The following is a 12132-nucleotide window of genomic DNA, read 5'->3' as shown; positions in this document are numbered from 1 at the left end:
AAAACTCCCGCAAAAATTCAGGGCACGACAAAGTTGTCGGTGACAGATGCGACCACGCCGAGGCCGATGTCGGTGACGTGGAAGTGAACCGGGATGGATTTCTCCGGCTTGTCCGTTTCGGGTGCCGTGACGAGCAGCCGCAATTCGGTGGTCTGGTCGCGTCCGATCACGATCTCCGGCCGATCCGGGACCACCGAATCAGCGCCGACCACGTGCAGCGTCGCATTTGCCGGGCCGTCGATATCGATGGCGATGACACGGTCAAAGCCGCTCTTGTTGAGGAGACGCATGGTATAGGCGTTGCGGATCGAGCCGTCGGATAGCTTCACGGCGACCGGATTGCGATCGTGCAGTACGTTGGCGTCAAGCAGCGAACGCGTCGCCAGCGCGTAGAGCATGATCCCGCCGACGATCACGATGACGAGGCCGTAGATGAGGGTGCGCGGGCGGACGATCCGGTAGACCGGTGGCTTGCCCTGCTGGCGGCGCTGGATGTTGATGTCGTTATCATAGCCGATCAGGCCGGTCGGCCGGCCGATCTTCGCCATCACATTATCGCAGGCGTCGATGCACAATCCGCATTGTATGCACTCCAGTTGGGCGCCATCCCGGATGTCAATTCCGGTCGGGCAGACCGCAACACACTGATAGCAATCGACGCAATCGCCAACGTGCTCGCCGAGCGCGCGAAGTTCGGCCGCCTTCTTCACTGAACAGCGCTTTTCGCCCCGATCAAATTTGTAGGTGACATTCAGCGCCCATTCGTCGGTGAGTGCTGCCTGGATACGCGGCCACGGGCACATGTAAGTGCAGACTTGCTCGCGCATATGGCCGGCGAGCAGATAGGTCGTCGCGGTGAGGATACCGATCCAGAGATAGGCGATCATCGGTGCCTGGAAGGTGGCGAGATCCCTCACCAGGGTCGGCGCATCGGAGAAATAGAGCACCCAGGCGCCGCCGGTCCACCAGGCGATCAGGACCCATGTCGTATGTTTTGCGACCACCTCATAGACGCGCCGCGCCGTCCATCGGTGAGCCGCGGCGTCCTTTTTCATGCGCTCGCGGCGATCGCCCTCGAAGAAGCGTTCGACCGCGTAGAACAGATCGGTCCAAACCGTCTGCGGGCAGAGATAACCGCACCAGATGCGGCCGCCGATCGCATTCATCAGGAACAGGGTCACTGCCGCCAGAATGAGCAGCCCGGTGAAGTAGTAGACCTCCTGCGGCCACAGCTCGATGAAGAAGAAGTAGAACCGCCGGTTCGGAAAATCGATCAGGACTGCCTGGTTGGGCGCGTCAATTCCGCGATGCCAGCGCACGAAGGGCAAAAAATAATAGACCCCCAGGCAGGCCGCCATCAGCGCCCATTTGATACGGCGGAATTTGCCGGAGACGCTCTGCGGATAGACCTTCTTGCGGGCGGCATAAAGCGGCCCGTAATTGTCGTATGACATTTCCTGGGGTGTGATGGGCTTGTTCATTGCCGGCCTCGCGTTGGCGTCAAAAGCCTAATGCCGCGGCCGCTGAGGGAGCTTGATCCAACGCAAGACGGATGAGGCTTTATTGCAAGCGTGTCATTTTCCTCCGCCGAGTGAGTGGACATAGACCGCCATCGCCTTCAGCGTCACCGGATCGAGCCTTCCCTCCCAGGCCGGCATCACACCACCGCGGCCGTTGGTGATAGTCTCGATCACAGTTGCCTCATCGCCGCCGTACAGCCAGATATTGGCGGTGAGATTCTTCGAGCCGACCTCCGGATTACCCTTGCCGTTCTCGCCATGGCAGGCAACGCAGTTGTCCGCGAAAATCTTGGCGCCGGCGGCCGCATCATATCCGGGGCGTGTCGATAGACCCGACAGGGCGCGCACGTAGTTCGCGACCGTGACGATCTGATCCGGCTTCAGCACGCCGTCCCTGCCGAAAGCGACCATCTGGCCCTCGTGGGCCTTCGGGTTGCCCGAGCGCGCGCCGTACCGGATCGTCTGCAGGATCTGGTCAAGGGTGCCGCCCCACAGCCAGTCGTCGTCGTTCAGGTTGGGAAACCCCTTCGAGCCGGTCGCACCGGTGCCATGGCAGGGCGCGCAATTGTCGCCGAACACCGTCTTGCCGCGGGCGCGCGCGAGCGCGAGCAACTCCGGATCCTTTTCGATGTCGGCAAGCGAAGCCGCGCCCAGCGCGGCCAGCTTCTCGCCGCGAACCCTGTCGAGTTTGGCAAGCTCGGTGGCGACATCGGCTCGCGAGGAGTAGTGCAGGATGCCGGGCGTGTTGCTCCACAACAGCGGCCACGCCGGATAGAGTACCCAGTAGCCGATCGACCAGATGATGGTGAGATAGAAGGTGATGACCCACCACCGCGGCAGCGGCGTGTTCAGTTCCTTGATGCCGTCCCACTGATGCCCGGTCGTCGCGGTGCCGGAGACTTTATCGATATCGTCGCTGTGATCGGTCATGGCTCAATCCTCGCGCAACGGCATGCGCGCCGCCTCGTCGAAGGCTTTCTTGTTGCGAGGCCAGAGGGCGTAGGTCGCGATCGCCAGAAAGATCGCGACGAAGATCGGTGTCCAAACGGTCGTGACGAGTTCGGATGCGAGATTGTGGACCGTCATGATGGCTATCATCGTCAAGACCCTCGTCAGCGCAGGTTGGCTTTCTCATTGTAGAGCTTGAAGTCGACGAGCGTGCCGAGCATCTGTAGGTAGGCGATCAGCGCGTCCATCTCGGTCGGGGCGCCGCCCTTGCCGTCGAAATTGCGGATCACCGCCTTCGGATAGCGCTTGGCGAAGGCATCGCCGTCGGGGCTATCCGGATCGTCCTGCGCCTTGAGGTCGGCGGCGGCGTTGTGGATCTGCTCGTCGGTATAGGGCACGCCGACGTCGCGCAGCGTGCGCAGATGATCGGCGATGAACGACGTGTCGATCTCGGTATGGGCGAGGAAGGCATAACTCGGCATGATCGACTGCGGGACGACGGAACGCGGATCCGACAGATGCCGTACATGCCAGTCGTCGGAATACTTGCCACCAACGCGGGCGAGATCGGGTCCGGTGCGTTTCGATCCCCACTGGAATGGGTGGTCATACATGCTCTCGGCCGCAAGCGAATAGTGGCCGTAGCGTTCGACCTCGTCGCGTAGCGCACGGATCATCTGCGAGTGGCAAAGATAGCAGCCCTCGCGCACATAGACGTTGCGGCCCACAAGTTCGAGCGGCGTATATGGACGCACGCCGCCGACCGCCTCGATTGTGCTTTTCAGGTAGAACAGGGGGGTGATCTCGACGAGACCGCCGATCGCCACGACGACAAGAATGCCGATAATCAGGACGATCGAGTTCTTTTCAAAGATATGATGCCTGGTCCAGAAAGACATTGAGGAACTCCCTCATTCCGCCGGCTGAAGTGCGACGGGCGCCGGCACCTCGACCTCGCCGGCGCGCACCGTCATCCAGAGATTGAACGCCATGATCAGCGCACCGATCAGGAACAGCGCGCCGCCGGCAGCACGAATGATGTAGAAGGGATGCATGGCCTCGACGGTCTCGATGAAGGAATATTCGAGGAAGCCAAGCGAGGTGTAGGAGCGCCACATCAGTCCCTGAAGGATGCCGGACACCCACATCGCGGAGATGTAGAGCACGATGCCGAGGGTAGCGGTCCAGAAGTGCCAGTTGACGAGCTTCAGGCTGTAGAGACCCTTGCGATTCCACAGCCAGGGCACCAGGCAATACAGCGCACCGAAGGACACGAAGCCGACCCACCCGAGCGCGCCGGAATGTACGTGGCCGATGGTCCAATCCGTATAGTGGCTGAGGGAATTGACGACCTTGATCGACATCATCGGCCCTTCGAAGGTTGCCATGCCGTAGAAGGCGACCGACACCACCAGCATGCGCAGGACGGGATCGGTGCGCAGCTTGTCCCAGGCTCCCGACAGCGTCATCAGCCCATTGATCATGCCGCCCCATGACGGCATCCACAGCATGATCGAGAACGTCATGCCGAGCGTCTGCACCCAGTCCGGCAACGCCGTGTAGTGCAGATGGTGCGGGCCGGCCCAGATGTAGAGAAAGATCAACGCCCAGAAGTGGATGATCGAGAGTCTATAGGAATAGACCGGACGCTCCGCCCGCTTCGGAATGAAGTAGTACATGATGGCGAGGAAGCCGGCGGTCAGGAAGAAGCCGACGGCGTTGTGCCCATACCACCATTGGAACATCGCGTCCTGCACCCCGCCCCAGACGATGTAGGACTTCGAGCCAACGATAGAGACCGGCAGCGCGGGATTGTTGCCGAGATGCAGCACCGCGATCGTGATGATGAAGGCGAGATAGAACCAGTTCGCAACGTAGATGTGCGGCTCCTTGCGCTTCATCAGCGTCGCGACAAAGACGAGCAGGTACATTACCCAGACGATGGCAAGCCAGAGGTCGGCATACCATTCCGGCTCGGCATATTCCTTGGACTGCGTCACGCCCAACAGATAGCCCGTGCCCGCAATGATGATGAAGAAGTTGTAGCCGAGCACGACGAACCAGGGCGCGATATAGCCGGCGAGCCGCGTGCGGCAGGTTTTCTGCACGACATAGAACGAGGTGGCGATGAGAACGTTGCCGCCGAAGGCGAAGATCACCGCCGAGGTGTGCAGCGGCCTCATGCGGCCGAAGCTGGTCCATGGCAGATCGAGGTTCAGTGCCGGCCACGCCAGTTGCGAAGCGATGATGAGGCCGACCAGGAAACCGGCGATGCCCCAGAACATGGCGGCGACCACTCCGAATTTGATGGGTCCCATATTGTAATTGGGCCTGCCGTTGATCTCCCGTGGCGGAAGCTCGGCCGCGCGGTCGTAATAGTTGTTGAGGATCGTGAACGCGGCCCACAGGCTTGCCGCAGCGCCGAGCGAGGCATGAAACGCAAAGGCAGAATCGTGTGCAAATCCCGCGCCAATCACGCAGAGGAAGGCTAGTACGGCAAACAGCGGCCAAAGTAGCGCTTCGCCCGTTGTCATCGACTTAGCAGCAACGGAGGCGTTCGTCATGGCGGCGACTCTCTTTCGAATGGGACGTATCAGGGAACCACGCCCGCATCGCGGGCCGCTTGATCGACATCAATGGCGGATTGCATGAGATGCGAGAATTGGACCTGGCGCCGGCTTGGCAGCGCCAAGGCGCAGCGTATGCAGGGTCTCTTCGTTTGGGCAGTATTTTGGCGGGATGATCTGCCCTCGCCTCAGGTCCGCGGCACAGCGCGCCTTGGAGGCGCATTGGCTGCAGACGCGCTGCAAATCGCGAAGAACAGCGCAGTCGGAGACCGCGAGGGCCTCTTCGGACAGACCGGCAAGCGCCAGGCGCTTTTTCAATGACTCGAGCGAGGTCGGTGCGGCGATAGCCAATGAGTTGAGTTCAGAAAAAGAGAGGTTCAGATCACGAGCAAGGGCCTCGACTTGCCCTGCATCCAAACGGCCGATCTCGCCCCACCCGGAGAGCGCCTTTCTTGCGCGCCGCGCAAGATCGCCAAGGAATGAGTGGCTGTGGCTTTCGCTCGGTTGAAAACGCATGACATGGCCCCTTTCGCATTCTCCTTAAACCGACGTGGGGCACCTTCGTTGATGCAGATCAAATTGCCTTGCTGAACTGCGCGGCCTGCGGACGCCGGTACCTGTCGAAGGCGGCAGCGATGACCCGCACGACGGCCCGGCCGGCGTCCGTCACCCTAAGCTTCGTGCCATCGATGTCGAGCAGCCCATCCCATTGCATGGGGGCCAGCATCGAGAGCTCCTGATGAAAGTCGGCTGCCGGCGCGATCGCGTCGAGATCGACGGCAAAATCGCACATCAATCGTTCGATGATGTGCGCGCGCTGCCGATCGTCCTCATCGACGCGGCAGCCCCGGGCGGAGGCGAGCGAGCCGGCCTCGATGGCCCGAATGTATCTCGGGACGTCGGAGGTGTTCTGAACCAGTCCGTCCGCGAAGGTCGAGATCGACGATGCCCCCAGTCCGAGCAGAACGCGGCTTGGGTCGTCGGTATAGCCCTGGAAATTGCGATGCAGCTTGCCCATGGCGGAAGCCCGCGCCAGCGGATCGGCCGGCTTGGCAAAATGATCGATGCCGAGCTTCATATACCCGGCGCGAGTGAGCTCCGCAGCCATGGTCTCGGCCTGATCGATGCGCTGATCTTGCGAGGGAAGCTTGGCCTCGTCGATCCTGCGCTGATTAGCCTTTAGCCGCGGCAGATGCGCATAGCCGAAGCAGGCGATGCGGTCAGGCGCCATTGCTGCAACGACTGCGCAGGTTTTGCGGACCGAATCGGTGGTCTGCAGCGGCAGGCCATAGATCAGATCGAAATTGAGATTGGTGACTCCCGCCGATCGCAGATATTCGACGGCACGTTCCACCACCGCGACCGGCTGCACCCTGCCGATCGCGGCCTGCACCAGCGGATCGACGTCCTGCACCCCGAGGCTTGCGCGGGTGACGCCGAGCTCCGCAAGCGCAGTTGCGAGTGTCCCAGTCACATGGCGCGGATCAAGTTCGATGGCGTGCTCGAAGCCGTTCTCGAACGGGAAGTGACGGCCGAGCGCGGCGACGACGGATCGTAACCCATCGGCTCCGAGAATGCTCGGCGTGCCACCACCCCAGTGCAGCCGCGCAATCCCCGGCCTTTCCCCGACGAGGCTCGCGACGAGACCGATCTCGGTCTCCAGAGCGCGGCGATAGGCATCGATCACATCGTCGCGCACCGCCATCTTGGTGTTGCAGCCGCAGTAAAGGCAGATCTCGCGGCAATAGGGCACGTGCAGATAAACCGATATAACCTCTCGCGCGTCGAGCCCGCGAAGCCAGGCTGCATGCTCATTCGACGTGACAACAAGTGTGAAGTCGGCGGCGGTCGGATAGGATGTGTAACGCGGCACCTGATAGGCGGCGTAGTGTCGGACGACGTTGTTCAAGATCTCGCCTCGCTTACGAAGCCCAGGCCCGCTCCAGCGCGGTCGGCGACCGAAACTCCACGGCATCGGCGAAGATGGTCCAGTCATGGACCTGTTTCTGTCGGCAGAAATCAACCTCCGCGCGCCGAACTGCGTCCGTCAGCGACGGGGCCTCAACAGTGAACGTGGCTTGGCAGGCGCGGTGCTCGTGGCCGGTGTCGTCACAGACGGTCTTGATAAAGCGCACTTCGAATGAAGGCATGGTGGTTTCTCCTGATTATCAAATGTCCCGACGAATCGTCCAGCCAAACGCCACGATCGCAAGGCCGATGATCAGGACCACCGAGACGACGGTGACGATTTGGCCAAGGTTGTCATGAACCATCACGGCGGCGATCAACGCCGGCAACGTGAGAAGGACTCTCCACATCATGGACCTGCATTCCTTCGCATCGGAGGCAGGTTCAATCATATGGTTTTCGCGACGAAGGCCGTTTGACGCAGATCAACGCGAAACGCGATTGTTCGCTGCAAATGTCGTCTCAACTTGAACAGGAGACGATCTATGTCCGTTTCGACCACCATCATGCTTGCTGGTGTGGTCGCTGCGTTTGCCGCGCTCGCCAGCAGGCCGCCGCAAACGCCTCGCCCCGCGATCGCAAGCGAAGCGACAAGGGGTTACAAGAGCCGGCCTTTTTAGCTCCATTCACATTGCCGCGGCTCACAGATTTCGAACGGCTGAGTCATGGGCAGTATCGTTCAGTTTGTAGCAATGCCATTCGACCTGACCGACAAAGGCCTGGTCGCAGGAGAACCGTTCAAATGCGCCAGTCCGGGAGCCGCGATCGAGCGCGCCAAAGGCTATTGGAAGACATTGGGTCACGCTGGCGCGATCGCATTCGTCAGCATTGACTATCCGGTGACGAGGACCACGCTGCTCCGAAGATTTGGCAACGTGCCGGCCCTGCCATTTGAGGACGCCCCTGAAGATTGAGATGGCAGGAAATTCCGCTACGCCGAGAGTTCGCTCGCGATCAAGTCGTCCGCCGTCGCATTCAGTTCGCTGCCCAATCTCGCACGCGCCGCTTCCCAGATCCGCGCCGCGAGCTGCGGTTCGCGGTCCATCAGGCCATGCAGATCAGACGCATCCAGCGCGAGCAACCTTGTGGATCGCAACGCGACAACCGTCGCGGAGCGGCGCGATTGCCGCAGCGCTGCGACCTCGCCGAAGAAATCGCCGGCGCCAAGGCGAACGTGCCGATGATGGAGCTTGATCTCGACTTCGCCATCCACGATCAGATACATGGAGTGGGCGGGCTCGCCGCGCCTGGCAACGATCGTTCCCTTGTCGACCTTCTGTGCGCGCAGGATCTTCATCACGTCGGCGATCTGCAGGGCGCTTAGTTCACTGAACAGGGGAATGCGCGCGACCAGCCCCCAGGTCACGACAAAGTCTCTGCGGTGCACTTCGTTGGCGAAGGCCGTGGCGACGATACCGACCGGCAACGCCACCATCAACAAGCCCACGAAAATCGTCAGTCCCGCGACCAAGCGCCCCGCCACTGTCACCGGCACGGCGTCTCCGTATCCGATCGTGCCGAGGGTCACGATGGCCCACCACATCGCGTCCGGGATGGTGCCGAACTTGTCGGGTTGGGCTGCGCTCTCGGCAAGATGCATCAGCGCGGCCGCAACCAACGTCGCCCCTAACAGGATAACGAAACAGCCGACGAGCGCGCGGCGTTCGGCGTAGAGCGCCTCCAGCAGTGAACGCATCGCGGGCGAATAGCGGGTCAGCTTGAAGAACCGGATCAAGCGCAACACCAGGAGCGCCTTGAAATCGGCCGCTATGACGAATGAGAGCCAGAACGGCAGTACGGCCGCAAGATCGATGAGCCCCGCGGGGCTCGCAGCGAAACGCAGAGCAGATCGAATTGCGCCAAAACGCCGCCACGGCGGATGTTCGACCGCGGTCCATAGCCGCGCGACATATTCGAGCGAAAAGACCATCAAGGCAGCGTATTCGACAGCGTTGAATGCAGCACCGTAAGCTGCCGCGAGCCTCGGCACCGATTCGAGGACGGTAGCTGTGAGGGTAACGATGATGAGCCCGATCAGAGCCCAATCCGCTGCAGCGCCGAGACGATCAACGCCGGGACCTTGATCGAGGATTCCATACAGGCGCTGCCGCAAACGGGCGTGCCTATGGAACAAAGACACTGCGTCCTCCATCTGCCCGGCCGCTTCAGCTCGAGCGATCAACATGCTCGACCGTGGTGAAACCGAGTACTCCGTACGATCGACAGTACTCGAAAGTGCGCGTCACGATCAGAAAAACGCCGGCCAGGACTGCCGGGACCCAACCTGGCATGATCACGCCGTCCTTTGCGATATAGGCGATGACCGCGAGGCCAGGCATGAAGCCGATGACCTGATCGATGGTACCGATATTACGGGGCATGTTGCGGTCTCCCGATTGATCGCGTTCGAGAGCCTGCACCGCAATGTCATAGCCTGCTTTGATCTTCCTCAACTGGCAACGCCGGGCAAGGCTGGAACACAAACCAGGATCTAGTCCTTCCGATGCGCCCTTCGACGCAAATCAAGGACGACGGAACGAAGGCGGCGGTTTGGCGTCATAGATACCACTCCGCCGCACTCCTTCCTGCCTCTCCGACTTCGTACTCTAGAAGAACCCAAGCTTCTTCGGGCTATAGCTGACCAGAAGATTCTTTGTCTGCTGGTAATGATCGAGCATCATCTTGTGAGTCTCGCGCCCGATTCCCGACTGCTTGTAGCCGCCGAACGCCGCATGCGCGGGATAGGCGTGATAGCAGTTGGTCCACACCCTGCCCGCCTGGATCGCACGGCCGAACCGATAGCATCGGTTGGCGTCGCGACTCCAAACCCCGGCGCCGAGGCCGTACAGCGTGTCGTTCGCGATCGCCAGCGCCTCATCGTCCGTTTTGAACGTGGTGACGGAGACAACCGGACCAAAGATCTCCTCCTGGAAGATCCGCATCTTGTTGTTGCCCTGGAACACCGTGGGCCGGACATAGAAGCCGCCCGCGAGATCGCCCCCGAGCTTGGCGCGCTCGCCGCCGGCAAGCAGCTTGGCTCCCTCCTTCTTGCCGATATCGATGTAGGAGAGGATCTTCTCAAGCTGCTCGCTCGATGCCTGCGCACCGATCATGGTGGCTGGGTTGCGTGGGTCGTCCTGCTTGATCGCGGCAACGCGGCCGAGCGCTCGCTCCATGAAACGATCGAAGATATCTTCGTGCACCAGCGCCCGGCTCGGACAGGTGCAGACCTCGCCTTGGTTGAGCGCGAACATGACGAAGCCTTCAATGGCCTTGTCGAAGAAGTCGTCGTCCTCGGCTGCCACGTCCTTGAAGAAGATGTTGGGCGACTTGCCGCCGAGCTCGAGCGTGACCGGGATCAGATTCTGGCTGGCATATTGCATGATCAGCCGTCCCGTCGTGGTCTCGCCGGTGAAAGCGATCTTGGCAATCCGGGGGCTCGAGGCGAGTGGCTTGCCGGCCTCGAGGCCAAAGCCGTTGACGATGTTGACGACGCCGGGCGGCAGCAGGTCGGCGACAAGCTCGATCCAGATCATGATCGAAGCCGGCGTCTGCTCGGCCGGCTTCAGCACCACGCAGTTGCCCGCCGCCAACGCGGGTGCGAGCTTCCAGCACGCCATCAACAGAGGGAAGTTCCATGGAATGATCTGCCCGACGACGCCGAGCGGTTCATGGAAGTGGTAGGCGACGGTGTCCTGGTCGATCTCGGCGAGCGTGCCTTCCTGCCCGCGGACCACGCCGGCGAAATAGCGGAAATGATCGATCGCAAGCGGCAGATCGGCGGCGCGAGTCTCGCGGATCGGCTTGCCGTTGTCCCAGGTTTCGGCAACCGCGAGCCGCTCGAGATTGGCCTCCATGCGGTCGGCGATGCGGTTCAGGATGATGGCGCGCTCGACCACGCTAGTGCGACCCCAGGAATCCTTGGCGGCATGCGCGGCATCCAGCGCAGCCTCGACGTCGGCCGCTTCCGAACGCGCGATCTTGCAGACGACCTTTCCGGTTACCGGCGAGATATTGTCGAAATACTTGCCCGATCGCGGCGCCACCCATTGGCCGCCGATGAAATTGTCATAGCGCTCCGCGAAGGGAGACCTGGTCGTGGTGACGAATTCCGGCTTGTTCATAGCTCACTCCCGCTGTTGTGTTGCATTATCCGTCGCCGGCGCTTGCCCATTTGCGGCGCGCTTTCGCGCCTTGCGACTTGCCTGCTACGATCTCGCGGAGATGGCCTTCTGTCAGCCCGAGCGTGGCATGTCGCATGCGGGAAGTGTCGCAGAGTTGCGACACTTGCCAGGTGCAGCGAACCGGATGAGGACTTTTGTGGGAGAGGCGTGAGGATCGCTCAGTGCGACCCGAGCTCGAACCGCTTCAGCTTGCGATGCAGCGTGGCGCGGCTTATGCCGAGCGCCTTGGCCGCAGCGGATACGTTGCCGTTGGCCCGCATCAGCGCGCGATGCAACACGCCACGCTGGACGTCGCCGAGATGCTCGCTCGCCTGGCCTGGTCCGCCAAGCAGGTCGGCCGCCGGAACCTGACGGAATGCGCGTTCGGTCGGAAGACCCAGGGCGAGGCGCGCCGACCGCGTTGCGCCAATGACGAGATCGTCGGCATCGACGGCAAGCAGTCCGCCGCACTGTCCGTCGGTCGCCGGCAGCAACACGATCCGCGAGGTCGCGAAAGCCGATCTGAAAAGCTCGGCCTCGATGCGGCGGACGGCTTCGCCAACGGCAAGCCTGATCAGGTCGGCAAACAGGTCCGTGCGGTCGGCACGGCACGAGGAGACGTCAAGCGCGCCCGCCAGATTTGCGTTTTGATCGTAGACCGGAGCTGCCGTGCAGCTCAGCAGGGTGTTGCGGTCAAGGAAATGCTGATCGCGGTCGATCGTCAGGGGCCGCTTCTCGACCAGACATGTGCCGATGCCGTTGGTACCTTCGTGCTCCTCATCCCAAATCGCGCCGGTCCAGAGTCCCCAGGATTCGAAGGTCTTGTTGCGCATTCCGGTGAAGGCGACCATGGATTCCGACGCATGGCGACCACTTGATCCGGTCGATGACGACCAGGGCGGCGCATGAGCGAGATGGCGCCGTTGGATGCAGGTTTTGATCTCAGTATTCGAGGTTTCGGTCAAG

Annotated in this window: 13 protein-coding genes; all 13 read right to left on the bottom strand. The window is 61.6% G+C overall.

All coding sequences use genetic code 11. From position 1 onward, the window contains the following. Nucleotides 1-17: 17 nt before the first annotated feature. On the bottom strand, nt 18-1481 hold the full coding sequence (gene ccoG, locus VKR55_RS02700) for a cytochrome c oxidase accessory protein CcoG (RefSeq protein ID WP_324399403.1): 1464 nt from the start codon (nt 1479-1481) through the stop codon (nt 18-20). Between the two features lie 93 nt (nt 1482-1574). After that, nucleotides 1575-2450 carry a cytochrome-c oxidase, cbb3-type subunit III gene (ccoP, locus tag VKR55_RS02695; protein ID WP_324399401.1) on the bottom strand — a complete coding sequence of 292 codons (876 nt, stop codon included), beginning with the start codon at nt 2448-2450 and terminating at the stop codon, nt 1575-1577. Nucleotides 2451-2453: 3 nt separating this feature from the next. After that, nucleotides 2454-2618 (bottom strand): cbb3-type cytochrome oxidase subunit 3, encoded by a 165-nt coding sequence (locus tag VKR55_RS02690; protein ID WP_324399904.1) that lies wholly within the window; start codon nt 2616-2618, stop codon nt 2454-2456. A 14-nt stretch (nt 2619-2632) separates the two neighbouring features. After that, complete coding sequence (gene ccoO / locus VKR55_RS02685) at nt 2633-3367, bottom strand: cytochrome-c oxidase, cbb3-type subunit II (RefSeq protein WP_324399399.1); 735 nt, start codon at nt 3365-3367, stop codon at nt 2633-2635. 12 nt (nt 3368-3379) lie between these two features. After that, a complete protein-coding gene (ccoN, locus tag VKR55_RS02680) occupies nt 3380-5002 on the bottom strand; it encodes a cytochrome-c oxidase, cbb3-type subunit I (RefSeq protein ID WP_414642296.1) in 1623 nt (540 codons plus the stop codon). A 99-nt stretch (nt 5003-5101) separates the two neighbouring features. Continuing rightward, nucleotides 5102-5551: a hypothetical protein gene (locus VKR55_RS02675; protein ID WP_324399395.1), complete on the bottom strand. Its 450-nt coding sequence runs from the start codon at nt 5549-5551 to the stop codon at nt 5102-5104. 58 nt (nt 5552-5609) lie between these two features. Continuing rightward, nucleotides 5610-6947, bottom strand: coding sequence for an oxygen-independent coproporphyrinogen III oxidase (gene hemN, locus VKR55_RS02670; RefSeq protein WP_324399902.1), 1338 nt, complete (start codon nt 6945-6947; stop codon nt 5610-5612). A gap of 10 nt (nt 6948-6957) precedes the next feature. Continuing rightward, a complete protein-coding gene (locus VKR55_RS02665; RefSeq protein WP_324399393.1) occupies nt 6958-7185 on the bottom strand; it encodes a hypothetical protein in 228 nt (75 codons plus the stop codon). 18 nt (nt 7186-7203) lie between these two features. Next, nucleotides 7204-7356, bottom strand: a complete 153-nt coding sequence (locus tag VKR55_RS02660; RefSeq protein ID WP_324399392.1) for a hypothetical protein — start codon at nt 7354-7356, stop codon at nt 7204-7206. 578 nt (nt 7357-7934) lie between these two features. Then, nucleotides 7935-9143, bottom strand: coding sequence for a cyclic nucleotide-gated ion channel (locus tag VKR55_RS02655; RefSeq protein WP_324399390.1), 1209 nt, complete (start codon nt 9141-9143; stop codon nt 7935-7937). A 25-nt stretch (nt 9144-9168) separates the two neighbouring features. Continuing rightward, complete coding sequence (locus VKR55_RS02650) at nt 9169-9456, bottom strand: YgaP family membrane protein (protein ID WP_324399388.1); 288 nt, start codon at nt 9454-9456, stop codon at nt 9169-9171. 153 nt (nt 9457-9609) lie between these two features. Continuing rightward, on the bottom strand, nt 9610-11127 hold the full coding sequence (gene adh / locus VKR55_RS02645) for an aldehyde dehydrogenase (protein WP_324399385.1): 1518 nt from the start codon (nt 11125-11127) through the stop codon (nt 9610-9612). 218 nt (nt 11128-11345) lie between these two features. Next, the coding region (locus VKR55_RS02640; RefSeq protein ID WP_324399383.1) for a helix-turn-helix domain-containing protein at nt 11346-12132 on the bottom strand (787 nt) is incomplete at its 5' end.

The organism is Bradyrhizobium sp., assembly GCF_035309285.1.
Classification (GTDB): domain Bacteria; phylum Pseudomonadota; class Alphaproteobacteria; order Rhizobiales; family Xanthobacteraceae; genus Bradyrhizobium.
The sequence above is the reverse complement of the archived record's forward strand: the minus strand, read 5'-3'. Positions and strand labels throughout refer to the sequence as shown.

What these genes read in the sequence shown, in the direction of transcription:
- ccoG (WP_324399403.1), bottom strand. Translation starts at nt 1,481, where the DNA reads ATGAACAAGCCCATCACACCCCAGGAAATGTCATACGACAATTACGGG.
- ccoP (WP_324399401.1), bottom strand. Translation starts at nt 2,450, where the DNA reads ATGACCGATCACAGCGACGATATCGATAAAGTCTCCGGCACCGCGACG.
- VKR55_RS02690 (WP_324399904.1), bottom strand. Translation starts at nt 2,618, where the DNA reads ATGATAGCCATCATGACGGTCCACAATCTCGCATCCGAACTCGTCACG.
- ccoO (WP_324399399.1), bottom strand. Translation starts at nt 3,367, where the DNA reads ATGTCTTTCTGGACCAGGCATCATATCTTTGAAAAGAACTCGATCGTC.
- ccoN (WP_414642296.1), bottom strand. Translation starts at nt 5,002, where the DNA reads ATGACAACGGGCGAAGCGCTACTTTGGCCGCTGTTTGCCGTACTAGCC.
- VKR55_RS02675 (WP_324399395.1), bottom strand. Translation starts at nt 5,551, where the DNA reads ATGCGTTTTCAACCGAGCGAAAGCCACAGCCACTCATTCCTTGGCGAT.
- VKR55_RS02665 (WP_324399393.1), bottom strand. Translation starts at nt 7,185, where the DNA reads ATGCCTTCATTCGAAGTGCGCTTTATCAAGACCGTCTGTGACGACACC.
- VKR55_RS02660 (WP_324399392.1), bottom strand. Translation starts at nt 7,356, where the DNA reads ATGATGTGGAGAGTCCTTCTCACGTTGCCGGCGTTGATCGCCGCCGTG.
- adh (WP_324399385.1), bottom strand. Translation starts at nt 11,127, where the DNA reads ATGAACAAGCCGGAATTCGTCACCACGACCAGGTCTCCCTTCGCGGAG.